18 protein-coding genes are annotated in these 26,508 nt (G+C 68.1%); 8 read left to right on the top strand and 10 right to left on the bottom strand.

Going from position 1 to position 26,508, the window contains the following annotated elements; all coding sequences use genetic code 11:
- Positions 1-38: 38 nt before the first annotated feature.
- Complete coding sequence (locus OX958_RS16940) at positions 39-1,664, bottom strand: (2,3-dihydroxybenzoyl)adenylate synthase (protein WP_270138796.1); 1,626 nt, start codon at positions 1,662-1,664, stop codon at positions 39-41.
- Between the two features lie 104 nt (positions 1,665-1,768).
- On the opposite strand from OX958_RS16940, the gene OX958_RS16935 reads away from it, so the two are divergent.
- The gene (locus OX958_RS16935) at positions 1,769-2,467 is read left to right on the top strand and encodes a 4'-phosphopantetheinyl transferase family protein (RefSeq protein WP_270138794.1); all 699 of its coding nucleotides are present in this window, start codon (positions 1,769-1,771) and stop codon (positions 2,465-2,467) included.
- Here OX958_RS16935 and OX958_RS16930 read toward each other — a convergent pair.
- The 5 genes from OX958_RS16930 to tcuA form a co-directional block, all read right to left on the bottom strand.
- Positions 2,464-3,285 carry an alpha/beta fold hydrolase gene (locus tag OX958_RS16930; RefSeq protein ID WP_270138792.1) on the bottom strand — a complete coding sequence of 274 codons (822 nt, stop codon included), beginning with the start codon at positions 3,283-3,285 and terminating at the stop codon, positions 2,464-2,466. The two genes, OX958_RS16935 and OX958_RS16930, sit on opposite strands and share 4 nt — an antisense overlap.
- Before the next feature lie 37 nt (positions 3,286-3,322).
- Complete coding sequence (gene dapB / locus OX958_RS16925) at positions 3,323-4,069, bottom strand: 4-hydroxy-tetrahydrodipicolinate reductase (RefSeq protein WP_270138790.1); 747 nt, start codon at positions 4,067-4,069, stop codon at positions 3,323-3,325.
- Positions 4,070-4,184: 115 nt separating this feature from the next.
- Positions 4,185-4,598: an aspartate 1-decarboxylase gene (panD, locus tag OX958_RS16920; RefSeq protein WP_270138789.1), complete on the bottom strand. Its 414-nt coding sequence runs from the start codon at positions 4,596-4,598 to the stop codon at positions 4,185-4,187.
- Between the two features lie 41 nt (positions 4,599-4,639).
- Positions 4,640-4,882 (bottom strand): MbtH family protein, encoded by a 243-nt coding sequence (locus tag OX958_RS16915; RefSeq protein WP_270138787.1) that lies wholly within the window; start codon positions 4,880-4,882, stop codon positions 4,640-4,642.
- Between the two features lie 147 nt (positions 4,883-5,029).
- Positions 5,030-6,478: an FAD-dependent tricarballylate dehydrogenase TcuA gene (tcuA, locus tag OX958_RS16910; RefSeq protein ID WP_270138785.1), complete on the bottom strand. Its 1,449-nt coding sequence runs from the start codon at positions 6,476-6,478 to the stop codon at positions 5,030-5,032.
- A gap of 300 nt (positions 6,479-6,778) precedes the next feature.
- Here tcuA and OX958_RS16905 point away from each other — a divergent pair, with 300 nt between their 5' ends.
- From OX958_RS16905 to OX958_RS16880, 6 genes are all read left to right on the top strand, one after another.
- Positions 6,779-8,419 carry an alpha/beta hydrolase gene (locus OX958_RS16905; RefSeq protein WP_270138783.1) on the top strand — a complete coding sequence of 547 codons (1,641 nt, stop codon included), beginning with the start codon at positions 6,779-6,781 and terminating at the stop codon, positions 8,417-8,419.
- A gap of 43 nt (positions 8,420-8,462) precedes the next feature.
- Complete coding sequence (locus OX958_RS16900) at positions 8,463-9,191, top strand: MerR family transcriptional regulator (protein ID WP_270138781.1); 729 nt, start codon at positions 8,463-8,465, stop codon at positions 9,189-9,191.
- Positions 9,192-9,332: 141 nt separating this feature from the next.
- Complete coding sequence (locus OX958_RS16895) at positions 9,333-9,803, top strand: nuclear transport factor 2 family protein (protein WP_270138779.1); 471 nt, start codon at positions 9,333-9,335, stop codon at positions 9,801-9,803.
- Positions 9,804-9,903: 100 nt separating this feature from the next.
- Positions 9,904-10,524, top strand: coding sequence for a TetR/AcrR family transcriptional regulator (locus tag OX958_RS16890; protein WP_270138777.1), 621 nt, complete (start codon positions 9,904-9,906; stop codon positions 10,522-10,524).
- 229 nt (positions 10,525-10,753) lie between these two features.
- Positions 10,754-11,956, top strand: coding sequence for an epoxide hydrolase family protein (locus OX958_RS16885; RefSeq protein WP_270138775.1), 1,203 nt, complete (start codon positions 10,754-10,756; stop codon positions 11,954-11,956).
- 60 nt (positions 11,957-12,016) lie between these two features.
- Entirely contained in the window at positions 12,017-13,312 is a 1,296-nt protein-coding gene (locus OX958_RS16880; protein WP_270138774.1) for an epoxide hydrolase family protein, read from the top strand.
- A gap of 13 nt (positions 13,313-13,325) precedes the next feature.
- On the opposite strand, the gene OX958_RS16875 is transcribed toward OX958_RS16880, so the two are convergent.
- A complete protein-coding gene (locus OX958_RS16875; RefSeq protein WP_270138772.1) occupies positions 13,326-13,988 on the bottom strand; it encodes a DUF998 domain-containing protein in 663 nt (220 codons plus the stop codon).
- Between the two features lie 191 nt (positions 13,989-14,179).
- Here OX958_RS16875 and OX958_RS16870 point away from each other — a divergent pair, with 191 nt between their 5' ends.
- A complete protein-coding gene (locus OX958_RS16870) occupies positions 14,180-14,518 on the top strand; it encodes a hypothetical protein (protein ID WP_270138770.1) in 339 nt (112 codons plus the stop codon).
- Between the two features lie 70 nt (positions 14,519-14,588).
- Here OX958_RS16870 and OX958_RS16865 read toward each other — a convergent pair whose 3' ends face one another.
- From OX958_RS16865 to OX958_RS16855, 3 genes are all read right to left on the bottom strand, one after another.
- Positions 14,589-15,134, bottom strand: coding sequence for a hypothetical protein (locus OX958_RS16865; RefSeq protein WP_270138768.1), 546 nt, complete (start codon positions 15,132-15,134; stop codon positions 14,589-14,591).
- Positions 15,122-25,804: a DNA/RNA non-specific endonuclease gene (locus OX958_RS16860; RefSeq protein ID WP_270138766.1), complete on the bottom strand. Its 10,683-nt coding sequence runs from the start codon at positions 25,802-25,804 to the stop codon at positions 15,122-15,124. The genes OX958_RS16865 and OX958_RS16860 overlap by 13 nt, the downstream gene beginning before the upstream one ends.
- A 272-nt stretch (positions 25,805-26,076) precedes the next feature.
- The gene (locus tag OX958_RS16855; RefSeq protein WP_270138764.1) at positions 26,077-26,343 is read right to left on the bottom strand and encodes a hypothetical protein; all 267 of its coding nucleotides are present in this window, start codon (positions 26,341-26,343) and stop codon (positions 26,077-26,079) included.
- Positions 26,344-26,508 lie beyond the last annotated feature (165 nt).

Raw genomic sequence — 26,508 nt, 5'->3', positions numbered from 1 at the left:
CCGCGATGACGACCCGTGTGGTCTCGGTCGACATGCGCCTAGCTCAGCTCGCGCTGCAGACGCTTGCTGACCTTGCCGACCGCGGTGTACGGGAACTCGTCGACGACTTCCACGACATCGGGCAGTTTGAACGTGGCCAGGCCCTTGTCCCGCAGGAACTGGCGCAGCTTGCCCAAGGTGAGCTCGGCCGCACTCTCCGGCGACCGGGGAATCAGGTAGGCCTTGACCCGTTCGCCGAGCACCTCGTCGTCGACGCCGACGACGGAGACGTTGTGGACGCCGGCATGAGTGAGCAGCGCGTTCTCCAGCTCCTCCGGCGCGATCTTCTCGCCGCCGCGGTTGATCTGATCCTTCGACCGGCCCACGACCCTGATGAATCCGCGCTCGTCTCGCTCGACGATGTCACCGGTGCGATAGAAGCCGTCGCTGGTGAACGCCAGCGCGTTCTGCTCGGGGTTGCGGTAGTAGCCGCGAATCACCGACGGTCCGCGCGTCAGCAAGTGACCAGGCGCACCCGGTGGCACCTCGTTGCCCTCGTCGTCGATGACCTGGATCTCGTCGGCCGCCGAGGCCGGCCGGCCCTGGTACCGCACGCTGGTGGCCCGATCGACGTCGGCAGGATTGCTGACGACGAGGCCCTCCCCCATCCCGAAGCTCTGCGACAGTTGCACGCCGAACTCCGGCTCGACCCGCGCCGCCACCGCTTCGACCAGCTTCGCGCCGCCGCACATCAGCACCTTCAGGCTGGACAGCTGATAGGACTTCCGCAGCGAGGAGTTCAGCCAGGCCAGCAGGATCGGGGGGACCAGCGAGACGCGGGTCACCCCGTGCTTCTCGATCAGCGGGAACGCCGTGTCGGGGCTGCCGTTCGGTGCGATCACGATGGTGGCGCCCACGCTGAACGCACCGAGGAAGCCAGGCGAACGCGTCGACATACTGTGGCAGATCGGGATCACCAGCAGATGCACGGTGCGCTCGGTGATGCCGCGTTCCCCGACGCTTCTCCGCAGGGCGTAGCCGTACGTCTGATGCGTGTGCGGCATCAGCTTCGGAACGCCCGTCGTACCGCCCGACATCTGCAGCAGGGCGACGTCCTGCGGGCTGCACCGGCGAGCGTGCTCGAGCGATCCCTTCGACTGCAACGCCTCGTACTCGGCGCCACCGCCGTCCCGTTCGAGTACGACGGTGTGCTCCAGCTGCGGCCAGCGTTCTTTCAGGTCTGCTGCCATCGCCGAGAGGTCGGTGCCGCTGTCCGAGGCGACCGTGATGTAGGCCCGCGCCTCGGCGATCTCGATGAAGTGCTCGATCTCAGAACGACGGTGCGCGATCGGGGCGACGACCGGGACCGCCCCGATCTCCCACAAGGCGAAGACGAAGGCGATGTACTCGTAAATGTTGGGCAGATGGACCACCACCCGGTCGCCGCGGTTCAGCCCCAGGTCCTGCAGGCCTGCCGCGAGGCGCAGGACCTCGTCCGTAAGCTGCCCATAGCTCAGCTCGGCCTTGCGGTCGATGACGGCGAGCTTGCCGGGAAAGCGCTCCGCGGTGGCGAACAGCAACTCCGGCAGCGTCTGATCGCGCCAGTGCCCCTCGGCGAGGTATCTGGCTGCCGTCTCCGGCGGAAACGGAACGACCCCGTCGAGGGCCAGCGGTTCGATGCTCATGGGTTTCCCTTCGAGGAGCTGCCTACCAGCCCGTAAAGGGTAGGCTACCCTAACATTTCCCACGATCAGTGGGGCCGGATCCGATCCTTCAGGGGGCGCGCGCAGTGTCGGTCGATCACGTCCGAACCGGGATCGCGGCGCTGCTACCGGCAGACGTCGAGGTCGACGAGCGGACCGGCGACGTACCCCTCGACACGCTGATGCCGCAGGAGTACGCGGCGATCGCGCACGCCGTACCGGCGCGACGCGCGGAGTTCGCGACGGTCCGGTACTGCGCACGGCGGGCGTTGTCCCGGCTCGGACATCCGGCCGTGCCGATCCTGGCGGGGAAGAACCGCGAACCCGTCTGGCCCGACGGAGTGGTGGGCAGCCTCACGCATTGCGACGGATATCGCGCCGCGGCGGTCACGAACTCGCCGGACATCGCCTCGGTCGGCATCGACGCCGAGGTCCACCAGCCGCTTCCTGAGGGAGTCGCCAAGGCCGTCACCGTGACCGGCGAGGTGCAGATGCTGACCCGGCTCGCGGTCATGTACCCCGCGGTTCACTGGGGGCGGGTGTTGTTCAGCGCCAAGGAAAGCATCTACAAGACCTGGTTCCCGCTGACACACGCGTGGTTGGACTTCACCGACTGCGAGCTCGTCATCGACCCTGAGCACGGGACCTTCACCGGACATCTGCTGGTCCCCGGACCGCGCATCGGCGGTACGGTCATCGACCGGTTCGACGGACGATGGTCAGCCACGGGCCGCCAGGTGCTGACGGCGGCTTACCAGCCGAGCAGACCGGTCTCCGCACCCTAGGACTGCCCGGCCAGGAAGTCGATGATCACCTGGTTGACCGTCTCCGGCTGCTCGAGGTAGCCGAAGTGGCCTGCGTCGGGGATCTCGACGTACTGCGCACCCGGCACGGCATCGGCGACCTCCCGGCCCAGGAAGGGCGGAATCCTCCGGTCGTCCGCGAAGCCGATGGCGAGCAGTGGCGTCGTGATCGCGCCGTACGCCGCGAGCCGGTTCTCGAGCTGGGCGGACACCTCGCGTTGACCGCGCTCACCGGGACCCATCGGGCCCGCCGAGAAGGCGAGTACGGCGAGCCAGTGGCGTGCATTGGCGGGATCGCGCAACGTCGCCGGAGAGAGGTACAAGATCGCGTCGAGGGCCGCCCTGTACTCAGCCGGTAGCTCCACGGACGAATCGAACAGCTCTCGTTCGCCGGCACTCAGGCGCCGGTTCACCTCGTCGAGGCGTCCGTGCGCCGCCATGGCCACTGCTCGCCGCACCAGCTCTGGACGACTCAGCGCCAACTCCTGTACGACGCGTGCACCCAATGACGTTCCGACCACATGCGCGGGTCCACCGAGATGCTCGATCAGTTGCGCGACGTCGTCGACCAGGTCGTCGATCGTCATCCGGGGAAAGGCGTCGCCGGCCGGCCGCGGCGCCGGACTGATCCCGCGGGCGTCGAAGGTCGCCACCCGGTATCCGGCGCCGACCAGCGCCGGGACCTGGTGCAAGGTCCAGACGTTGCCCTTGGCACCGGTACCCATGACGAGTACGACGAGGTCGCCGTCACCGACCACGTCGTACGTCAGCTCCACGCCGCCGACTGCCAGAACCGGCATCAGCACTCCGTCACGGGCACCGCGTCGTTGCTTCGGCTCAGCCCAGGCTCAGGACGGCATCGAGACCGACCGTCACTCCGGTGAGCTTCGGGACGGCGCGGAGTGCCGTGAGCACTCCGGGCATCAGGGACTCGCGGTTCACAGAGTCGTAGCGCAGCCTCAGGATCTCGCCGTCGACTCCGAACATCACCTCTTGCGACGACATGAACCCACGGACCCGGACCGCGTGGACGTTGACTCCCTCGATCTGCCCGCCACGTACGCCGTGCGGGTCGAGGTAGGTGGCATCGGGCGAGGGGGCGCACCCCGCTTCGGCTCGCGCGCGGCCGATCAGTTCGGCGGTGTGCTGCGCCGTTCCCGAGGGCGCGTCCACCTTGCCGGGGTGATGCATCTCGATGATCTCGACGGACTCGAAGTACGGGGCGGCCTGGGCGGCGAACTTGGCCATCAGCACCGCACTGACCGAGAAGTTCGGAACGACGAACACGCTGACGTCGGCATGGTCGGCCAACGCTGCGCGGATCTGCTCCACGGACTGCTCGTCGAAACCGGAGGTCCCCACCACGACATGGAGCCCCTGCTTGATGCACCACTGGACCTGCTCGTGGGCGACGTCCGGCGGCGAGAACACGAGCACGACCTCGGCGTTGCCGTCGACGATGTCCTGTACGTCGTCGTCGATGTCGACCTCGGCAACCACGGTGAGATCGGAGCTGGCCTCAATCGCGTGGACCGACGCCACACCCATGCGCCCGCGGGCCCCCACAACAGCAATTCGAGTCATCTTGGATAGCCTTCCTAACTTGTTGCCTGGCCACAGCGTCCTGGATCGCAGGCAGCTGTGAGTGCGGCGGAGGTGGACGCCAGGTTCTGCGGAGTTCGATCGCGGTGCCGACGGCTCACACCAGGCGAGCGGAGAGCTGGTCGTCCGCCCCTGGCACCGGCTCGGCGAGGTCGTTGCCCAAGGCAATGATGCGGTTGGAGCCGTCGACGTGGACGACCTTGGGCTGGTAGCCGACGAGTTCGGAGTCCTCGGCCAGCAGGAACGACATGATGATCACCAGGTCGCCGGGGTGGATGAGATGTGCCGCCGCGCCGTTGATGCAGATGTCGCCACCGCCGGCCGGCCCGTTGATGATGTAGGTCTCCAGCCGGGCCCCGTTGGTGATGTCGACGACCTGCACCTTCTCCCCTTCGGTCAGGCCCGCGGCCCGCGCGAGGTCGACATCGAGGGTCAGCGAACCGACGTAGTGCAGGTCGGCCTGGGTGACAGTGGCGCGGTGGATTTTTCCGCCCAGGACTTCGCGAAGCATGTCCGGCTCCTTGTGAGTTGTGCAGCGTGGATGCTGCGGAATCAGTGGGTGACAGGGGTCTCGTGCTGGGAGATGTGGTCGCGCAACGACTTCGGCCGGATGTCGGTCCAGTGCTCGTCGATCCAGTCGAGGACCTCCTGGCGCGTCCTGCCGCCGGGTTCGCCGTACGCGATGCTCCAGCCGGCGGGGACCGGCTTGAACGTCGGCCACAGCGAGTGCTGCTCCTCGCCGTTGATCAGCGCGTAGAAGGAACCGTTGTCGTCGTCGAACGGGTTCTGGGCCATCAGTGCTGCTCCTCGTCGTTCCTGTCGGGGCTCGGTCCGGACCGGCGGCCGGCCCCTGGCGTCACCAGGCGCGGACGAACGGCGATCCCTCGTCGAGCGCTGACGATAACACCAATAACTTAGGTAAGGCTAACTTCAGTTGGCGGCTCAGGCGAGCGCGCCCGCACGTCGCCCGATCACCATGCCCGCGGTGAGACCGGCACCTGTCGGGTAGTTCCCGCTGAAGAGCCCCCCGAGCGTCTCACCGCACGCGAAGAGCCCAGGGATGGGCTGATCCGACCGGTCCAGCACCCGGCCGTCGACGTCACCGCGGAGGCCACCGAAGGTGAAGCTGATCCCGCACGTCACTGGATAGGCGGAGTACGGCGGCACCTCGACCGCCGATGCCCAGTTGCTCTTGACCGGCTGCACCGCCGCGGTCCGGCCGTCCTTGATCGTCGGATCGAGCGGCCGGCTGGTGTCGATCGACGAGTTGAACTCCCGAACCGTCCGCACGAACCCGTCGCCGTCGACATCCATGGCCGCGGCGAGCTCTTCGAGGCTGTCGGCGACCACCGGGACGATTCCGGGCATCTCGTACTCGTACGCCGCGAGCATCGAGCGTGAGGTCGCGTCGAAGACCTGGAACGCCACCGAACCCGGTTGTTCGAGGATCACCTTGCCGTACTTCGCGTACGTGTAGTTGCGGAAGTCCGCGCCTTCGTCGAGGAACCGTTGCCCCCGGCGGTTGACCACGATGCCCAGCGGATAGCCATACCGGCTGAGCCGGTTCGTCAAGGCACGATTGCTCTCGTTCTCGGGGAACGACGCGTCCCACGGAACGCTGTGGCAGGTCGACCAGTCCCCGCCACGATCCGCGCCGATCTCCAGCGCCGCCTGGATCAGGTCACCGGTGTTGTACGGCGTGCCGCGCACCTTCGCGTGCTGCCAGCCGTCGCCCAGATAGAGCTGACGCCATTGCGCGTTCGCCTGGAAACCACCACTGGCGATCACCACCGACTCCGCCGGAATCTCCTGGTCACCGATCCGGACGCCGACGACCGAACCACCGTCGGTCATCAGCCCGGTCACCGCGCTGTCGTAGCGCACCTCGACTCCGAGCCGTGCGGCGATCTGCTCGTGGACCGACATCAGCCCGGGACCGCCGTCGACGTTGCGCACGTGCGATCCACCCCAGAACGCCAACGTCCCGTCGGGGAGCTCGTGGGCCTGCCGCTCGTACATCAACTGGAATCGCAGTCCCAAGCCGTGCAGCCAGCGGACCGCGTCACGCGAGCCTTCGACGACAGCCTCAGCCAGTTCCTTGTCGCCCCGCCCGCCGGTGACCCGCTCCAGATCGGCCAGGAACTCCGTCGCCGAGTACGGCGGGACCTCCGTGCGCGGGTACCGCTCATCCGGCTCGAGGACCTCGAGCAGGTCGCCGAGCCCGTCGTGCACCATCCGGGTCGACCCCAGGGTGTAGTAACTGTTTCCGCCGGCATGTTCTCGCGGCGCCTTCTCCAGCAGCACGACCCGCCGCCCCCGTTCGGCCGCCGCATGAGCCGCGCAGTAGCCGGCGTTCCCTCCGCCCACTACGACAACCTCCGGATCGCGCATGTCCATCTCCCCACCGGCCGGCATCCACTGTAGTCAGGCAGCCCTTAGCTTAGCCTTACCTAAATATCGCATGCTGTGTTCCTGACCACAGCCCTGTCCAGCAGATCTAGAGGTCCCTGGCCCAGAACGGCTTCGGGCTCAGCGGAGGCTGCGGAGCTGCCTGACCGCAGCTGCGCAGCGAGTGGCTGACACGGCGGCGGCACTACGTGGCCGCTGACGTGGGCTGGGATGGGGATTTGACCGTGCCCTAGGGGCACGGTCTGGAGTGGGCTCGTGGACGAACGAGAGAGAGGACCGAAGATGCGTTGTCGACGAGTCGCTCGTGCAGGTCTGGCGTTGGTGGTCACGGCTGGTCTTGGTGGGACGTTGATCATCGCCCGGCCGGCGATCGCTGAAGAGGCCAGGACTCCCCTTGCCGCTGCCAAGCCGGTGGAGTTGGCCTGGGGGAAGTGTCCGACCGGTGTGGCGGCCGGGACTCCGCAGTTGCAGTGCACGAAGGTGCCGGTGCCGCTGGACTACTCCGAGCCCGACGGCCAAAAGATCGAGATCGCGGTCTCCCGCCTGGCCAGCGCGAAACCGGCCGAACGGCGAGGTGTTCTGCTGCTCAACCCGGGCGGCCCGGGCGGAGCAGGTTTGGCACAGCCCGCTGAACTGGTCGCGCTGGGACTACCGACGACCGTCTCCGCGGCGTACGACCTGATCGGCATGGATCCGCGCGGCGTTGGCCACTCGTCACCCGTGAGCTGCGGTTTCCGGTCCGATGACGAGTACGCCGCCAACATCCCGCCGTACGCCGAGAACTCGGCCGCCGTCGCCAGGCAGGCAAAGATCGCCGAGCGGGTGGCTTCTCAATGCGCCGCCAACGACAAGCACAGGTTGCTACCGCATTTGTCGACGGCCAACACGGCCCGCGACATGGACCGGATCCGGATCGCGCTCGGCGAGCAGAAGATCAGCTACTTCGGAGTTTCCTACGGTTCGGCACTGGGCTCGGCCTACGCCTCGATGTTCCGCGACCGGACCGACCGGATCGTGCTGGACAGCAACCCCGGTACCACCTCCCTGGACCGGGCCGCCGTGCGGCGATTCGGGCCGGGCCTGGAACAGCGGTTCCCGGACTTCGCGAAGTTCGCGGCCGAACGCCACGCCGGCTACGGCCTCGGCCGGACCCCGGCCGAGGTGCGAAGGAACTTCTTCGCCCTTGCCGAGCGGCTGAATCGCAAGCCCGTGAACGGAATCGACGGCGCGACCTTCCGGCTCTACCTGTTCGCCGGGTCGTACGGCGATTCGAGGTTCCCGCTGATGGCCCAGATCTGGCAGTCGCTGGCCGGCTCCGACGACGCCGGCGTACGGCGCCTGCGGACGGACAGCTGGATTCCAGATGCACCGGCCCTGCCTGGGTTGAGCGCCGGCCCAGCCACCGAAAGCGCGGCCCCGTCGCCGAACGACAATGCCTTCTCCGCGTTCCTTGCGGTCACCTGCAACGACACGGCGTGGCCCACGGACGTTGCGACGTACCAGCGAGATGTCACCAAGGATCGCCGGCGCTTCCCGATGTTCGGTGCCGCCGGCGCGAACATCAGTCCCTGTGCCTATTGGCCGCGGCCGGCCGAACCGCCCGTGCGGATCACGAAGGACGGACCGGCCAACGTCCTGATCCTGCAGAACCTGCGTGACCCCGCCACCCCGCATCTCGGCGGCGTGCTGCTGCGCAAGGCTTTCGGGCACCGGGCCCGGCTGGTGAGCGTCGACGGGGGCGAACACGGCGTCTACATGTACGACGACAACCCGTGCGCGCTCAACGTCACCACCACCTACCTGGTCGACGGGACCTTGCCGAGGCGGGACACGTTCTGCTCGGCATCGACGCGGTCGGGGCTGAACCTCGATGCGGCAGCCCAACGGACGCGAGCCGCCGTACTCGATCGACTGCTTCGCTGAGCCAGTAGCGTCGAAGGCAACCGACGTACGGGAGGGATGAGCCGTGGCGTGGAGTACGCGTCAGGTGGCGGAGCTGGCCGGGACGACCGTGAAGGCTGTGCGGCACTACCACAAGGTCGGCCTGCTCGATAGGCCCGAGCGCGACACGAACGGGTACAAGCGCTACGGCGTCCCTCACCTGGTACGACTACTGCGGATCCGGCGCCTCTCCGAGCTCGGAGTGTCGCTGGCGCAGATCGCGGCACTGGGCGACGCCGACGAACATCCGGAAGAGGCGTTGCGCGTACTGGATGCGGAACTCGCCGCCGCGGCCGACCGAATCCAGCGCGTCCGGGCCGAACTGGCCCTGATCCTGCGCCAGAGCCTGCCGACCGACCTACCGGCCGATCTGGCAGCGACCGCCGGCAACTTCTCCGAGGCCGATCGTCAGCTGATGGTGGTGTACAGCCGGGTGGCCGGCCCGTCCGGCCTCGCGGCCTATCGACGAATGCTGGCCGAGTACCGATGTGCACCCGCCGATGCCGAATTCGCTCAGTTGCCTGCCGACGCCGACGAGAACACCCGCCGCGACCTCGCGCGGCGGCTGCTCCCCCACGCCATCGACGCACTCGCCAAGCATCCCGACGTACTCAGCACCCAGCAGCAGGCGCCCGGGCAAACCGGGCACCTGGCTCACACCCTCGCCAGCGCCATGACCGAGATCTACAACGCGGCACAGGTGGACGTGCTCGCCCGGATCGGGAAGGAACTTCGCCGGCGAGACAAGGGATAGCCGGTCAGTTCGAGGTTCGCCTGAGACGCCGTCGTCGAGGAATCACACCGAGCACTCCTTGCTTTTACGACAGTTCGTCGTAATGTTTACGACAGGTCGTCGCTTACCGGAGCGCGGCGCAACGAACTGAGGAGCTCTCCCATGACCGCTACCGACCTTGCGGAGATCATTCAGCTGCATGGCATGTACGCCGACATCGCGGATCAGAAGGAGTTCAGCCGGCTGCCCGGCCTGGTCTACACCGACCCGCTCACGCTCGACTTCTCGGCTGTCGCCGGCATTCCCCCGATGGAGACCCCGCTCGGCGCGTACGTCGAGGTCCTCCGGGGAGCGTTCGCGCCGTTCATGGCAACCCACCATGTGATCACGGGCCATGTCATCAAGCTCGATGGCGACCGGGCGACGATTCACGCTCATGTCCGTGCCGAGCACTGGGTTCCGGACGAGACTGCCGACGGCGGGCCCAATCGCTGGCTGGTCGTCGGCTTCTACGACAACGAGGCGGTCCGTACAGCCGACGGCTGGCGTCTCAGCCGCGTGCGGCTCACGCCGACCTATCAGGAGAACGCGCATCTAGCGGGCGCATCGCTGCCTTCCGACGAGGCAAGGTAGCAGCGAACGCCGACGTTGATCGACGTGATCGAGGTGGCGGGCCGCTCGGCGGTCCGGCGGCTCTGAGCACAGGGAAGAACCACACGAGAAGGAGGCGGCCGTGCCGCGGATCCGGGGAACCAGCATCGAGGAGCACCACGAGCTGGTGTGGGCCGAGCTCGCCGAGGCTGTGCAGCAACTGCTGCTCGAACACGACTACGACTCGATCAACATGGGCCAGATCGCGGCCCGGGCCGGGCTTGCGCGCAACACGCTGTACAACTACTCGCGCGACAAGAGTGCCTTGGTTCTGGCGCTGACCCAGCGCGCCTGTCAGCCCTTGGTCGAGCGGGTGGCCGCAATCGCCGCCCGGTCCTCCGACGACGCCGCGGAACGCCTGCGTCAGCTCATCGACGCCGTCCTGGAAGCGTTCACGGACCGGACTCTGCAGCTGGTCTTCCGGCAGACCTCCGGCCCGGTCGCCGAGGTGCCGAAAGGGCCGGACAGCCCTTTCTCCGCGATCGTGGTCGAAGTGGAGAACGTGGTGCGCGATGGCATAGCGCGCGGAGAGTTCCGCGACGTCGAGGACGTGGATCTCGCGGTAGAACTGCTGTCCGGAGTCATGCGGGCCGGCGCCGAACGGATCGGCCGGGATTCGACCACCTTCACAGCCACCGTCCGCGCAGCGCAGGAGATCATCCTCACGTCCCTGACCCGCCGAACGGATCAGGAGCTCGGCTGACTCCCTTAGCGAACGCGCCCACCCAGGGGGCTCCGACTCGGAGCCCCCCGCGAGGTACGAGTCACCGCAGAGCAAGCGCGGACACCGGGCACCCAGGGGTGACCCCCGTGGGTCGACCAGTGTGTTCCACGGGCGCGGACAGCACGAGACGTTGCCATGCTGATTTTCGTCCAGGGAGCTGGGTTCGGTGTCAGGCACCGGATTCCGACTGCGAAAGGCAGCGCGTGCTATGACCACGCTCGAACAGCAAGACAGCCGTGCCATCCGGCCGTTCACCGTGCGTTTCCGTGCCGAGGCGCTCGACGACCTGCGCCGCCGCTTGAGGGCGACGCGCTGGCCGACGCCGGAGCTCGTACGCGATCGCGAGCAGGGGGTGCAGCTGGCCACGATGCGAGCACTGGGCCGGTACTGGGCGAAGGACTACGACGTACGGCGAGTGCAGTCCCGGCTGAACGCGCTGCCTCAGTTCACCACCGAGATCGACGGCGTGGACATCCACTTCGTCCACGTCAGGTCCAAGCACCCGGACGCGCTGCCGCTGGTCATGACACACGGCTGGCCGGGATCGATCATCGAGATGATCGACTCCATCGGCCCGCTGACCGACCCGACCGCGCACGGCGGCACCGCCGCGGACGCCTTCCACCTCGTACTGCCGTCGCTGCCCGGATACGGCTTCTCGGCCGAGCCGACCGAGCTCGGCTGGGACCTTGTCCGCACCGCCCAGGCCTGGGCGGAGCTGATGCGCCGGCTCGGCTACGACCGCTACGTGGCACAGGGCGGTGACGTCGGCGCCGGTGTGACCGACGCGCTCGGACGGCTGGGCCCGCAGGGGCTGGCCGGCATCCACACCAACCTGCTGGTGACGGCCCTCAACGACCCCGCCTCGCTGCCGAACGACACCGAGGAGGAACGCGCCGCGCTCGCCGCGATCAAGGTCTTCCAGACCAGCGGAAACGGTTACTTCGTGGAGATGGCCACCCGGCCGGAGACGATCGGGTACGCGCTGCTGGACTCGCCGTCCGCGCTCGCCGCCTGGATGATCGACCACGACACCGACGCCTATGACAAGATCGCCGGCGCATTCGTCGACGACAAGCCCACGGGCAACCTCACCAGGGACCACATCCTCGACAACGTGACCGCCTACTGGCTGACCGGCACCGGAGCATCCTCGGCGAGGTCGTACTGGGAGGCGTACGGACCGGACGCGTCTGCCGCGGGACGTCCACCGCTTCCGGACCCACGCGTTCCGGTCGGGTTCAGCACCTTCCCCGGCGAGATCTGGCGGACACCGCGCAGCTGGGCCGAGCAGGCCTACCCCACGCTCAACTATTTCGGGGTCGCGGCACGCGGCGGTCACTTCGCTGCCTGGGAAGAGCCGGAACTGTTCGCGGCGCAGGTGCGAGCCGCATTCCGTCCACTGCGATAACCGCACGCGCCGAACCCGGCAGGCGGTCATCCAAGTATTCGAACCTTGAGGTGGAGAACCATGACTTCGTCCGTATCCCAACCCACTCGACGGCATCTGTTGCAGGGCGGCCTCGCCGCCGGCCTCACCGTCGCCACGCACGGTGCTCTCGGCCAGGCGCCGGCGAGCGCGGCAGCGGCCACCGGCCCGAACGCGATTCGCCCGTTCCGGGTCTCGATTCGGCATGGACAGGTAGCCGAGATGCGCCGCCGGATCGCCGCCACCCGCTGGCCGACTCGCGAGCTCGTCACCGACCGCTCGCAAGGCGTCCAACTGGCACCCGCCCGGGCCCTCGCCCGGCACTGGGCCACCAAGTACGACTGGCAGCGATTCGAGGCGAAGCTCAACGCGCTGCCGCAGTACAAGACCGAGATCGACGGCGTCGACGTGCACTTCATCCACGTACGCTCACCGCACCGCAACGCACTGCCGCTGATCATGACTCACGGCTGGCCCGGCTCGATCGTCGAACTGCTCGAGACGGTCGGCCCCCTCACCAATCCGACCGCGTACGGCGGCACTGCGGCGGATGCTTTCCACCTCGTGCTGCCGTCGATCCCCGGCTATGGCTTCTCCGGCAAACCGGACGAACTCGGCTGGGACACCGCCCGGACGGCACGCGCCTGGGCCGAACTCATGCGCCGCCTCGGCTACACCCGCTACGTCGCCCAAGGCGGCGACGTCGGCGCCGCCGTCACCGACAACCTCGGCCGCCTGGCCCCCGCTGGGCTACTCGGCATCCATCTGAACCTGCTGGTCCCGGCGTTGGCCGGCACCAGCAATCTGCCGAAGAACACCGACGAGGAGAAGGCCGCGCTCGCCGCACTGCAGGTCTTCTCGACGAGCGGCAAGGGCTACCTGGTGGAACAGTCGACGCGTCCGCAGACGATCGGCTACGCACTGCTGGACTCCCCCGTCGCCCTGGCGGCCTGGATGCTCGACCACGACACCGACAGCTACCTCAAGATCTCCCGCGCCTTCGCCGGCGGCCCGCCGGCGGGCAACCTCACCCGCGAGCACATCCTCGACAACATCTCGCTCTACTGGCTGACCGGCACCGGCGAGTCGGCCGCCCGCGTGTACTGGGAGCGAACCCAGACCGCCGCCGCGGGAGAGCCTCCTGCCCCGGTGACCGTCCCAGTCGCGTTCAGCGCATTCCCGGGCGAGATCTTCCAGGCACCGCGCAGCTGGGCGCAGGCCAGCTATCCGACCCTCAACTACTACGGCAAACCCGAGCAAGGCGGACACTTCGCCGCCTGGGAGGAGCCCGACCTGTTCACTCAAGAACTCCGTGCCGCCTTCCGATCCTCTCGCTGACCCCGGCGGTTCGTCAGGTGGTCCGTCGGTGCTGCGCGCAGATGGCGGCGATCCAGCTCCAGCCGAGGACGACCGCCACTCCGAAAACAGTGATCGTGACCGGCTTGCCGGCGCCTGCCATCAGTCCGGCGAAAGCGCCGAAGAAGAGCACGCCGGTCACCGTGGAGTAGCGGGCCCAGCCGGTCTGCCCGGTACTGCGGTAGTACGCCGCCATCACCAGGCAAGCGGCGATCAGCCCGGTGAACCCGATGGTTCCGGCGACGAAGTGCCCCATCCCGCGGGCGCTGATCTCGGCGTGGTCACCGGGGGTGCCGACGGGGAATCCGGCGCCCGGGTCGGCCGGAAAGATCGCGGCCAGCAACAGACCGACGCCGTACGCGCCGAGCAGCCGTGGCGCCCACCGGCTCCCGCGGCCGGACATCGATCGGTGCAGCCCCACGGCAGCGGCGACCGTGAGGAGAGCGGCGAGCACGAAGTTGACCGACTGGATCCACCCCGGGCCACCGTTGGCGAGCAGGCTGGCCGGGTGGCGGGTGATGTCGAACCCTTCCCGCGTCGCGGCCTGTCCGAGCCAGACAGCCGTGTAGAGCGGCCCGGCCACCAGGCCGGCAGTGAGCAAGGTACGGGTGGTGGTGCGAGGCGTCGTACGGACAACTGGGGCTTGGGTGGTGGTCATGATCCGGGTCCTTCCGAGACAGGGGTTCTGCTCTTACACCTCTGCGTCGATCAACTCATCCAGAAATCGACACCTCTGCGGCGAGAAAGCTCCGTGACACACAGGGACCAGGTGACGCGGGACGGTTCGCCATGGATTGGTCCGCGGGTACCGAGCGACTGTCCGAAGACCGCAACGCTAGGGAGGAAAAGATGTCCGCGTACGAGCAAGGTTCTCCAGCCCCCGGCATGCCGCAGGGGCAGCCGCCTGTCGGACCCGCCGGTGTCGGCCCGGGTCCTGTCGGCCCGGGCGGTCCAGTCCACCGGAGTGGCGCTTCGGAGACCAAAGCGTCGTTCAAGACCACAGAACTGATCGCCTACGTGGCAGCAGTTCTCGGCGTGCTGATCGCAGCGGCCGTCGTCGGCGACGACAACGACGGCCGCGACGCCTTCGACGCCGAGCGGGCCTGGCTGTACGTCACCCTCCTGACCATCGGCTACCTGGTCAGCCGCGGACTGGCCAAATCGGGCAGCCGCCACTCGGACTACTAGAATTCGCAAGGTTGCTTGTCTTGGGCGCATGCCCGGGATGTAGTGGGGTTACGAAACAGACCGTCAGCGCTCATCGGCGCCGCAGGCCCGGCCGGTCCAGGTTCTCGTAGGTGGCCAGCACGACCTGTAGCCGGTCGAGGCGGAAGCGGCCGGGTTGCTGGTCGTACACCCGCCGGCCCGCGTCGGACCAGAACAGCTCCGGCGGCACGGTATTCGTCCCAGGGGAAAGGAACTTGAGCACCTCCCGAACCGCGGCGACGGCGTACCGCGCTGCCTCGTCGGCGGCGGCCGGATCATCGCTGGGCACTGCCGACATCAGCCGATCAGCCAGGTCCAGCCACTGTCCGGGGTCCAGCAACTGCGAGGGTTCGGGGCCGCCGAAGTTCGGGGTGCCGCCGGCGTGCTCGCGGTCCGGAAGCCCGAACAGGTGCTCTCGGCCTGTCCCGCACTTGCCGCAGGTGCCGTCGTACGCCGTGACCAGTCGCCCACCGACCTGCGCGAGGCCGTGCTGCCACTCGGCCTGTACGGAACCGCATTCGGCACACGGCAGCAGGTCGAGGTACGCCAAGGCTTCGTCCCGGGTCCGGGCGATCGGCAGCACCGTCACCCTAGGCATGCCGGCTTCTCGTCGTCATCGCACTCCTCGTCATCGTCTTCAGGCGCCGTCGCCAGGTTCGCGGTCAACAGCCGGTCCCATGGATCGACCGGAGGGCGCACCGCAGGCACGACCGTTGCAGGCGCCGGATTGCCATCGGCTGCCAGGAGTTGCAGATAGTCGGCTTCGAACATCGTCAAGTACGCCGTACCGCGCGGCGCCTGTTCGAGCCGAAGCACCTCGGTCGGGCGAAGCTCGCCGCTGCGCCGCACGATCTCCCGGATCAGCTTCACGTCGTACTCGACCTCGACCTGAACCGTCACGACCGATCCCTGCTCGAACCGGCTCCGCTCCCGCCGTACGCCCCGGCCGTCCGTGGTCCGGTCGGCGAGCTGGTCGCCCGCGGTCAGTCCACCCCCGAGCCCGCTGTCCGCGTCCGCGGCCGTCGCGCCGCCGTCCACCGGTGCCAGGCGGCCCGAGTTCACGGTGTGCGTCACGGTGTGCTGGCTCCGGTTCACCTCACCGATCTCCACGGCGTCGACCGGTCCGCTGATCAGTCGCGCGCCCACCACGTTCGCGGCGACCCGGACCTTGACCGAGCCCGACGCATACCCCGGCAACGACAGTTCGAGTACGTCGAAGCCGTCGTCGCGCGCCATCCGGCTGAACGACGCGTTCATCGCGGCCGTGGCAAGGATTTCCTGCAGCGCCGACCGGTGTGCCTCGATCCCGGCCCGGCCGAGCAGATCCGGCTCTGCCAGCCGCCGCGCGATCGCCACCGGCAACTCGTTGCCTTCAGCACCTTCCACGAAGAACGCGTCCGGAAGGCCGCGGGGGTCCACTGCGGTGGCCGGTCGTGCCGAGCTGTGCTCCGGCGGTGCGGAAGGTCCGTCCAGCGGGAGTTCCGGAAGCATCCGCGCGGGAATCAGTTGCACGATCTCGCCGGTCAGCCGCACCGGACGCACCGGTACGAGCGGCGACTCCGATCGGGTCATCGCCTGGCCGATCCGCGTCCGCGGTGGTATCGCGGTCGGCTCCGGAGTGACCTCGAGCGTGTACGTGACGCCGCGACGAACCCGGTGCAACCCGTCGAAACTCGCGATCCGTTCGAGCCGGGTGGTCTGCTCCCCGATCGACACCGTGGTGGAGTCGGTCCGGTCGGTGCTCGCACTGCCCGTTCTGCCTTCCTCCAAGCCGCCGCTGAGACCCGCACCGAGTGACTGACCGGTGGTCGAGCTGTTCGAGCGATCGTCGTACAGGTAGCGCTGCACGATGCTGATCACGTTCCTGACCACACCGAGCGAGGTCGCCGGTCCGGTGAACTCCGCCTGGATCGTCAAGGTGACCCGTTGCGCACCGAACTGACCAGGCTTCCCGATCGCGTACGTTCGCTGGAAACCCTTCGGACCACGCATGTCCTCGAACCGGCCCCACCAGCGCTTTCCGGCGAGGTCGGCGAACAACGCCCGAGCCAGCATCGGATCGCTGTCGGGAGCAGCGCCCAACTGCTCGGTCATCACCTCGAGGACCCGGCCGAACATGGTGGTCTCCTGACCGTTCTCCGTCACCATCGCCTGCTCGATCAGACTCGAGCCGAAGTTGTTCCGGTAGTGCTCCGGGAGCTGAATCGTCCGAGTCCGGTCCGACTGCTCGGCCTGTTGCAGCAAAGAGTCCAGCCGCGCCTCCTTCGTTCCCGGCGTCGGCCTGCCCCGCTGCAGCTTCGCCAGCACGGCCCGAGGCGTGTGGAAGACGGACAGCGCCGGCACGGGCTCGTTCGCGGCCCGCGCGCCGGCCAGGGTGGCGCGGTACTGCCGGATCAGCCCCAGCGCGAGCCGGCTGTTCAGCTCCAGGCTGCCGTTCAGATACCGCTCGACGGCATCCGCGACCTGGGTCAGGGGCAGGCTCAGCTCACCGTCGACGTGAAACTGCAGCACGTCTCGCTCCGCGACCTGGAACACCACCGTCGACGGAACCTTCAGCGGCTTCCCGTCAGCGGTCGTGGTCACGGCCAGCTCGGCGGTTCCGGCGAACAGGTAGTGCCGGCCGACCTCGATCGTCAGCCGCTCGACGCCGGTGATGGTCTGCCCGGTGCGCGAGGTGGAACTGCTGTTCCCGTACTCCGCCGACGCCGTCCCGCTCCGGCTTTCCGCGGTGGCCCCGAGGGTGAGCGCGGCCGAGGCGCCGGTGCTCTGCCCGACGGACAGCCCATGGCTGCTCAACGCGAGGTTGATGTCACCCACCACGGCATCGGTCGTTCCCAGCAGCACCACATCGACGATCTTTCCGCTGATCGACAGACCGGATCGGGTCGAGACCGGTCCCGCGCCTCGCACCACCGCGTCGCTCCGGTACGACGTCCGCGCCCACTCCGGATGCGCCAGCAGGTGCCGCGGGTCCAGGAGCGCGGCCAGGTGATGACGAGCCGCCGGCTCCCGAGTGATCGACTCGTCGACCAGCCGGGGAAGTTCATGCGTGTCCAGCGCGACCAGCGTGGTCCGGTCGAGGACCTGGTCGCTGAGCGGACCGGCGGACACCTGGCCGCGGGCCGGATCGGCGGAAGGCAGCAGATCCGTGTCGACCAGGATGCGCGCCGAAGTCCCTGGAGCGCCGTTGTGCAGCACGACGTCCTGGACACCGAGCTCGGTCACCTCGATCCGGTGCGGCACCTCGAACGCCGCGACCGCCGACCTGCTTTCGATCAGCGTCACCTGGTTGACCGTTCCGCCGGTGAACCAGCCCATCGTCCGCCCGAGCGCCTGCCGACCGTACGAGACACCCGACCTGATGATCCCGCCGCCCGAACCGTCCTGGCTGAGCCCGAGTGGTGACGCGTTCCAGGGCAGGGACTTGGACCAGCCGGTCGACCTGCCGACGGAGTCGGAGCCGATGTTCAGCGTCACCATCGCCTCGTCGTCGGTCACCCGCACCGCCGACACCGGTCCCGGCCGGATGCCGATCCGCAGACTGATCGTTTCGGTTCCCAGACCGGTCCTCGGCCTCGTCAGGGTCACCACGATGCCTTGCTGGACGGCGATGTCGTACCCCGCCTCCAGCCGGTTGACCGACAGCTGTGTTCGCAGCTCGGTCAGATTCAGCAACTGCGCGTGCCGCTCCAGCGGGTCGGCTGTCAACTGGCCGAGATTCGGATCCCCTTGCGCATCGAGCGGCGGCAGGAACCCGCGCTCTGCCAACGGGCCGACCAGGTCAGCCAGCGCCTGCTCACCGCCGGTCACCCGCTGAGCCAAGCCAGGGCCCGTGGTCCGGACGCGGCCGGTGACATCAGTCAGCCAACTCGCCAACTCCACTCTCCGGCCCGGAACCTGGACGCCGGCGCGAGGGTCGCCGCGCAGTACCGGCCGGCCGTCTTCCAGCACACGGTTTCCGCCCGGGTCGTGCACGAACGCGCTCTCGGCGACCGGCAGCCCGTGACGGTAGGCATCGTTGGTCTGCAACCGGGCCAGCCCAACCGTCTCGCCGGTCACCGAGCCCTGTGGCACACCGTTCAGAACCACAGTCACTTCGTGGTCGAACACCAGCCGATAGCCCTGCGTCGTACCGGTGTAGCGCTGCACGCCGACATGGATGCCGACTCCCCCGGCGCTCAGCGATTCCGACCGGCTGACCGACCGCCCGCCACTCGCCGACGGGCCGAGGTCGACAGAGCTGTCGCCGAGGTCGGTCAACGCCTGGCCGCCGTACCCGACAGTCGCGTTGAACGAAGTGCTGGCGGAGAAGTTCTGCTGGCCGCCGGCGTTGCTGAAGCCGACGCGGACGCGCTCCTGCCAGTGCGCCGTACTCGGTTGTCCGACCAGTTCGGTCAGTTCGTACCGCGCAACGGTCTTGATCTGAACGTGCCCCACCGGCCGCCCGTTGGCCTGCAGCGGTCGCAGGATCGAACGCTCGGTGCTCTCGGGGAGCCGCGACGGCAGATCGTGATTGATCGCCGAGTGGATCTGCTCGCGCAGCAGCGAAGCTTCGTCACCGAACTTGGCCAGTTGGTCCCGGAATCTGAGAAACGCCTTGTCAGTAAGCCGTTGCAGGCCGTCGAGGGAGGTGAGCGTGTGATTCGGCAACCGCCCCGAAGGAGGTGTGCCATTGGTGAAGGTCTGCGTGGGCGCCGGCACCGTGTAGGCGTGGGAGGCCCATGCGTACAACCTGGAGACGTCCTTCCCTCGGCCGCTGTCGACCTGGAGGTCGGCCAGGAGCTGGTCCGGTTCGCCAGGCTTCCGGGCCTGCAGCTGCCAGCTCGCGTGGGCGGCGTACAGCAGCGACTCACCGCGATTGTCCTCGACCGCGCCGTCCTGACCGTACTGCGCACCGGTCGACGACACCGAACGTCCCCGGCCGGAAACCTGCTCACCCCTGACCGTGAGCAGTTCCCCGACGGCGTTCAGCCACGAACCCTCACCGAACAGCCGGGTCAGGGAGTTCAGCGCGAAGCTGCCGCCGGCGCCGATCCTGCCGTTCTGGGTGATCTCGTGCTTGCGTGACGGCTGAGGCAAGAGGCCGAGCATGGTCTCGGAGGCCCGGATCGACGGGTCCAGTATCTCTACCAGCTCGGACACGGTCAGCCGGAGCCGAAGCTCGATCGGGCGGGCGTGCCCGACCCGCAGGCTCGCACCGTCGGCCGTGATCAGTTGCCCGAACTCCGCATTCAGCCTGTGCTGCAGGGCGCCTGACGTGAAGCGATGATCGACACCGTTGGCCGCGAGCACCGCGTTCACCCGGTTCGTCAGCGCGGACAGATGCGGCAACCAGCCGGTCGGCAGCAGACTGGACAACGCGATCAGGGACGGAGCCACCGCGGCCAGCCTCTGTTCGTACGCCGTCAGCTCCGTCACCAGCCCGGACGCGATCGTCGCGCGTTGGCGCGGCGTGATGGAACGCGCGTCGGTCAGCAGTGCTTCGTAGCCCTGGGCAACTTTTTCGAGCTGACCCAGCGCCGACTGGTAGCCGGCCGCGACCTGCTCGTGCCACACCTGTACCTCGGCCTGCTTGGCGGCATCCTTCATCGCCTGGCGGGCACGGGCGAACCGGCCGGAGTCCGCCATAGCCAGAGCGTCGGCCGCGATCTGCTCGCTTTGCCGCGCGGACTCCGCTGCCTCGATCGCTTTGTTTCGTTTGGAATCGACCCGCTTGCGTAGCTCGTCGGCCTGCCGCCGCAGTTCTCGAAGATGGTCAGCGACGTCGGAGACGAACCCCTCGACGGGATCTTGCAACGGCGATTGGGTGGGTGGAGCGTCCCAGGGCAGGATCGGCGGCTGCTGACCACGTGCCTCGATCGCCGTGGCCAAGAGTTCCAAGTCGTTCGCCAGCGCTTGCGCCGACTGGGCGGCTCCGGTCCGGCCGGCCCGCACTGCGGCGTCCGCGGCTGCCCATTGCCCGGCCAGCAGCCGGAACTCGTTGAACTGTGCGGCGACACAGGCGTCTTCGGTGTGAGTCGACGGCCTGCGCAGCAGTTGCCGTAAGCGACTGCGTGGCGCCGCCAGCTCCTGCAAGGTATGGCTGATCTCGTGCACCCACGCTCGCGTGAACTGATCGCTGGCCAGGCCGGGAGCCAGTCGTACGAGATGCGGATCTTCTACAGTGCCGGCGCGAACCTTCGTCGCAGCCACCCGTCGGGGCGAGACCGGACCGAAGCTGACCTTGAAGTGCTGCGCGCCGTGCCGGTCGGTCTGGACGACGATGATGCCGTCGCTGACCTGGTCGATCTGACCGGTGATCAGACCGCCGAAGTCCGCCTCTACCGCCGCCCGCGCAGCCTGGACCGCCTCCCGCACGGCCTCGTCGGGCGAAGCAGGGTGGGTGCTGGCAACTCGACCGTTGGCAGTGAAGCGGGTGCCAGGGATCTCCGGAGCATGAACTGTCGGGCCGTGCCCGTCAGGTCCCGGTCTCGGCGGTGCAGTGCTCGGACTGGCGGGTGGTGCCGTGTTCGGTCCGGACTGACCGGTTGCTTCGGGAGTCTCCGGTGCAGCGGATGTCGGTCCGTCATCGCTCGCGATTGGCGATTCCGGCGTCTCTGCCAGACGAGCTGCCTGGCGGGCGATCTGCTCCGCAGTACGGCGTACCGCGGCGAGGTTGAGGGGGTTGCCCTCGCCCGGCGCGGCCGAGGCGGCCACCCGGGGACCGACTCCCAGCGCAGCGAGCAGCTCCACCAGCCGTTGCCGCGCGGCAGTCCTGGCGAGCTGCGGATCGTTGCTCTCTACAAGCACCCGGCGAGCCTCAGCCTGAACTTCCGCCATCGCGGCACGGCCGAGTACGACGTCCTGCCCACTGGCCGAAGTTGCTCGGAATCCACCACCCTGCAAGGGAATCGCTCCCGGCAGGACTGAAGCCACGCTGTCGCTGACCGCCTGCTGAACGGCCTCCTCCTCAACGGCAGTTGGCGCCGTACCGGTCTGCGCAAGAGCCGGCGTCACGGTCTGCTCAGCAGCCTCCCGAGCCGAGAGCTGCGAAGGCTCCGCAGCACGATGCCGTCCACCGGGCAAGTCCGCGCGATTTTCGAGACGCGAGCGATCGACTTGGTTCTCAACCCGATGCCGTCCGCCCACTTCGTCCAACTGGTGTCGACCGGTCGACTCTGTGGCGTGGTGCCGGCCGGGAGGACTGTCGAAGCCGAGGCTGGCGACCAACTCGGAGGCGGTACTTGGGCCGTACACCTCAGTGGCGTGCGACCCAGTCAGCTCGGTGTCGGTGACTAGAACAGTGAACCGATACGGTTCGGTCGCCGGACCCGGTCTCGGCACCCGCTCGATCGCGACCTCGACCCGGTACCCCCGCTCGACCAGCGCCGCCAATCCGCGCTCCACCGTACTGAGCCCGACTCGATCGACCGTGGCGTCCGCCGGAAACAGACTCCGCGCACCGTTGACCGCACGATGGTTCCATTCCAGCACTCCCTCACCGAACGACTCCGGTCGGTGATGCCGTCCACCCCCGGCGCCTTTGTCCGGCCCGACCGGCGGAACGGTCAGCACCGGAACAGTGACCTGCCCACCGACCTGGTCGAGACCAGGCAAGACACTCAAGGCCGGAAGCACCAACCCACCACGTACTCCGGCCGCCTGCCACAACCGTGCCGCCTCGTCGAGCACCTGCTCCAATTGACTCTGAACCAGCGCACGAGACTCGTCCGTACCGTGCACAGCGTGATGGTCGACAGCCCTGGCGGCCTGCGCAAGCTGCTCCAGAGCAACCAACCGCTCGACCAGCAGCGGCTTACCGGCAGGCTCGGCCACCAGTCTGCGCAAGGCTTGCTCGACACCGAGGCGAGCTTGGTCCGTCAGTCCGGTAACCCGGCGGCCCACCAGTGGATCAACAGCCCCGAGATCCGGGAACGTCTTTCGTACTCCGTTACTGTCGGCAATCGATTCGTACAGGCCGATCGCGAACCGCAACTTCGCGCGAGCCTCGGTCAACAGCTCACCACGAACCCCCAGAGCCGCCAGCCGGTCGACGTTCGCAGCCAGCCGATCGACCCGCTGCAGCGCCTCGACCCGCTCGGCCCGCGCATCGAGGTTGTAGTCGCTCTCCGGCCGCCCAGGAGGCACGTTGCCCAGTTCCGCCCGCCGGAGGGCAGCTCGAACGTGATCGGTGTACCTCGGATCGGTGGCGACCGGAGCCTCGGCGGACGTTTGCTGCCCGGCCCGATCATCGACCTGCCGTCCCCTGGCCAGCAGTTGCTCGGCCAGATAGCGGACCATTATCTGCTCCTGCAGGAGGACGTCCCGCTTCACGGCCTGCCAGCCCATGAACGGTTCGAGGCCGGCCTGCAGTTCGATCTCCGTACGACGGAACGTGTACCGCGCGATCGGCGTACCGAGCATGGCTCCGGCCGCGCCGGCCACCGTCAGCACGACCCCGAGATCGGGCAGGTCGAACACCAGATCAAGTGCGGCAGCGCTGACCGCGCCGCCGAGCGCGGCGGCTGCCACCTGGATGACGTACGCCTTCCACGGCGCTTGGCCTGAAGGGCGCGGACCGGCCGGCGCCGCTGCTGGTACGGGAAGTCCTCGGTCGGCAGCCCGAGCGGCTAGGTCCGGTTGGGCGCCGGTCAACGCCTCCAACTGAGCTGCCAGCTCCCTGAGCTGCCGTAGTCGAGGCTCGATCGCCTCGGCCAGCGCTGCTGTCTGACGGGCCTCCTGCTCCGTCCGCGCCCATCGTTTGCGGGCGTCGGTGGCTGCTTCGTCCCGGTTGATCAGATACTTGTCACCGATGGCGCCTGCCACCGATCCGAACAGACCGGGCCCAACCGCGTTGAGCAACCCCTCGAGCTGCGCGTTGACGAGCCGAGCCAGCTCTGTCGGGTCCACATCGACTGCCTGCTCACCTCCCACGAACACCCTGCGCGCCGCGGCCGAGACATTGTCGATGAGCTGCACTGCCAGAGTGACCTTGAACGGTGGCGCGCCCGGAACCGTTGGGTTCACCGGAGCCACACCGGTCGGTGGCTGTGCAACTGCCTGGGCGGCGGCCGTCAGCTCGCTGGACCGGACGTCGAGGAGCGCCATGGTCCGCTCGAGGCGCGTCCGCAGCTCGGCGAGTTCGGTGACCAGCTGGTTGGAGAACAACGCCGGATCCGACAGCCGGATCCGCTCGGTGGCGTCCACCCGGCGCAGCCGGAACTCGAGCTTCTTGGTGTCGACCAACCGCTCCGCGAGCGACTTGGCCAGCGCCGACGAGGCGATCACCATGGCAGTCGACAACGCCGGTACGCCGAACACCGTCAGTGCTCCGGCCACCGCCGTCGTTGCCAGCGTCGGCGTGGTGTAGCGGACCAGGTAGTTGCTCCAATTGGTTGCCCTTGGCATCTTGACCAGTGCCGGCCGGACCGGCTCCGGACCGTCGAGCAGACCGTGGATGCCGGGGTAGTCGAATTCGCGCTGATCCCGTTCGGCGACGTACGCGGGCTTCTTGCCGGGCTGCTTCAGCGCATCCAGGTACCGCTCGGACAGCGAGCCGACGAAAGCGTTGACCATCGTCGGGATCGCGATCCCCAGGCCCACCAGCGGATTGCCGGTGAAGACGGCGGCCGCGGCTCCGATCACGACCGAGGACCACCCCGAGCTGAGGGCAGCCTTGACCAGATAGCCGCCCCGACTGACCTGGATGTCGTCCAGCGACTCGGCCCGGACCTCGGCCCGGTCGAGGACGTCGCGTTCCTGCTGGCTCAGCAGCGACCGCAGCAGCTCGGCGTTCGGCTGGCCGCTCACCACTCCCATCGCCAGAGCGAGTTTCTGGATCTCCGCCTTCACCATGGCCCGCCGATCGTGGTTCGTTGCGGACAACTGGCCTTGAACGGAGCCGCGTTGCCGAAGTTCGGCCTGATCCGCGAGGTCTGCCGGCGTTCGAACGGCGTCGACTTCAGGTGATCCGTCAGGCCGGAAGACCTGCGGACCGTCCACCTCGCCGCCGCGGATGATCGCCACCGATTCGGCCAGTAGACGGGCCAGCATCGGTGCGATCTCGTCCTGCGTCAGCCGGTCCGACAGTGTCAGCTCGACGACGGGCGTTCCATCCAGCTGGACGGAGTACTCCAGAAGGATCTCCGGCTGGAGTGGGCCGACTCGCTTCACCAGCCGGAAAATTTCACCGGACCAGGTCCGGATCTTGTAGACGCCGTTGCCTTCGTGAGCGATCGACGCGAGGTCGGCCGGGAGCATGGGGGCCTCGGCACCGCCTGGGCCGTCGGCGCGTCCGAGTTGCTCTCCGAAACTCTCCAGCAACTTGCTGGACTGGAAGCTGACCAGTACCCAGCCGGGAACGAACCGCTCGACTCGTGGGCCGGTCGGCGGATCGGTGGGTGGTTCGAAGAGGTTGTCGGTGCCCGGCGCGAACGTTCCGATCTTGCCGGCGTCCGTAGTCGCAGGAGTTGATCGTGGAGCCGAACTGACTTCGAGTTCGACCGAATCGAGCTCCTGTCCGGGGACCAGCACGCGCCTCGCGGTGATGACCACCTCGTTGCCGGCTGCGATCTCGGCGAGCCATTGCTGTTCCAGCCGGCCGTAGGTCGCGGCATCGAGAACCGTCCCGGGCGGGAGCAACTGAGCAGTTCCACCAGGCCCCAACGGCCGATGCCCCAGAACGTTGCCTTCAGCATCAGCCGGTACGCCGTACCGTCGCGCCATCACCGGCCCGACCGCGGCAGCCAGCTGATTGACCCGCGGGGCGGCGTCGCGGATCACCGTGACGACGGTGTCCACGGCCCCGCTTTGGCCGACCGTTCGGGTGAACTGGTTGGCACCGACCTTGGTGGTGCCAACCGACTCCACGGCGTTCAGTGCCTGGGCGGCCACAAAACCGAGGAACCTCTGCTGCCCGGCGTTGACGAACGTCCGGCCACCGCTCCAGACGACCTGCTCTTGCGCGGTGCGCGTGTCGACGACGGTGTAGCTGACGGTGAGCTCGTCAGGCCTGGCGTTTCCCGGGCGCGGAGTGATGACGACCGCCACTTCGTAGCCGGCGTCGACCCAGGCCGCCCACTCGTTCTCCACCTCGCGGTAGGCGTTGTTGTTGAAGTCCTGGTTCTGGGCGAAGAGATTGCCGGCGCTGTCGTCGTCGAAGAACCGCTTGGCGAGGTAGTGGCCGCCATTGTCGACGCCCGGAGTGCCGTCCCTCCTGGTGACGGCCTGGCGCTCAGTTCTTCCCTGGTCGCCACGACCTTCCTTGAAGTCCTCGCGAAGGCGAGCCATGATCCGGCGTACGCGACCGTCCTCGCCGACGGCGAGCGTGGCTTCGTTGCGACCACGGGACAGGAACTTGGAGGCAGTGAGAGCTCCCGGCTTGCCAGATTCGACCGGGCCGAAGGGAACCGAGGCGTCGAACCACGGGTTCCTCGTCGGCGCTGGCTCCGGGCCTGGTTCGCTCGGAGGATCGGCCGGTCCCCGAGGACCGACCGGCCCGCTCGGATCGACCGGAACGACCGGAACGACCGGAACGACCGGATCGACCGGATCTTCAGGCGTCAGACCGGGCTGATCAACACCGTCCCCGCGACGATCGGTGCCGCGTCCGCCCGCTCGATCACCAGCGTCACCTTGCTGGTGGCCGGCGTCGATCCTGCGGAAGAGGGGAACTCCAGTCCCAGGATCCGGACCGGCTGGTCCGTGTCCTCGATCCGCAGCGTCGTCCCGCCCTGGATCACGCCCGTCAGCAACCGCCCCGGCACCAGGATCCCGCCCCGGCCCGGCAGGTCGAACGTCGTCTCGACCTCGAACCTCACCGCTGTCATGTGCCCTCAGCCTCTCCAGTGCGGGAATCTCACTCGCATACGCTGCCGCTTCCAGATCCTGAAGGATCTCGGTGTCCACGTCGATCCCCGACCGGAGCTGATCGACATGCACCTTCTCGTGAGCCAGTGTCGCCGCCAACGTCTCCCGATCGGTGAAACTCGCCG

The organism is Kribbella sp. CA-293567 (genome assembly GCF_027627575.1).
In the GTDB taxonomy this organism is placed as follows: domain Bacteria; phylum Actinomycetota; class Actinomycetes; order Propionibacteriales; family Kribbellaceae; genus Kribbella.
The sequence above is the reverse complement of the archived record's forward strand: the minus strand, read 5'-3'. Positions and strand labels throughout refer to the sequence as shown.

Excerpts from the sequence above, each read along its gene's own strand:
- OX958_RS16930 (WP_270138792.1), bottom strand. The coding sequence starts at position 3,285 with ATGCCGGTTCTGGCAGTCGGCGGCGTGGAGCTGACGTACGACGTGGTC.
- OX958_RS16855 (WP_270138764.1), bottom strand. The coding sequence starts at position 26,343 with ATGACAGCGGTGAGGTTCGAGGTCGAGACGACGTTCGACCTGCCGGGC.
- OX958_RS16875 (WP_270138772.1), bottom strand. The coding sequence starts at position 13,988 with ATGACCACCACCCAAGCCCCAGTTGTCCGTACGACGCCTCGCACCACC.
- OX958_RS16860 (WP_270138766.1), bottom strand. The coding sequence starts at position 25,804 with ATGGCTCGCCTTCGCGAGGACTTCAAGGAAGGTCGTGGCGACCAGGGA.
- panD (WP_270138789.1), bottom strand. The coding sequence starts at position 4,598 with ATGCTTCGCGAAGTCCTGGGCGGAAAAATCCACCGCGCCACTGTCACC.
- OX958_RS16895 (WP_270138779.1), top strand. The coding sequence starts at position 9,333 with ATGACCGCTACCGACCTTGCGGAGATCATTCAGCTGCATGGCATGTAC.
- OX958_RS16915 (WP_270138787.1), bottom strand. The coding sequence starts at position 4,882 with ATGGCCCAGAACCCGTTCGACGACGACAACGGTTCCTTCTACGCGCTG.
- OX958_RS16940 (WP_270138796.1), bottom strand. The coding sequence starts at position 1,664 with ATGAGCATCGAACCGCTGGCCCTCGACGGGGTCGTTCCGTTTCCGCCG.
- OX958_RS16905 (WP_270138783.1), top strand. The coding sequence starts at position 6,779 with ATGCGTTGTCGACGAGTCGCTCGTGCAGGTCTGGCGTTGGTGGTCACG.
- OX958_RS16880 (WP_270138774.1), top strand. The coding sequence starts at position 12,017 with ATGACTTCGTCCGTATCCCAACCCACTCGACGGCATCTGTTGCAGGGC.
- OX958_RS16885 (WP_270138775.1), top strand. The coding sequence starts at position 10,754 with ATGACCACGCTCGAACAGCAAGACAGCCGTGCCATCCGGCCGTTCACC.
- tcuA (WP_270138785.1), bottom strand. The coding sequence starts at position 6,478 with ATGCGCGATCCGGAGGTTGTCGTAGTGGGCGGAGGGAACGCCGGCTAC.
- OX958_RS16865 (WP_270138768.1), bottom strand. The coding sequence starts at position 15,134 with ATGCCTAGGGTGACGGTGCTGCCGATCGCCCGGACCCGGGACGAAGCC.
- OX958_RS16870 (WP_270138770.1), top strand. The coding sequence starts at position 14,180 with ATGTCCGCGTACGAGCAAGGTTCTCCAGCCCCCGGCATGCCGCAGGGG.
- dapB (WP_270138790.1), bottom strand. The coding sequence starts at position 4,069 with ATGACTCGAATTGCTGTTGTGGGGGCCCGCGGGCGCATGGGTGTGGCG.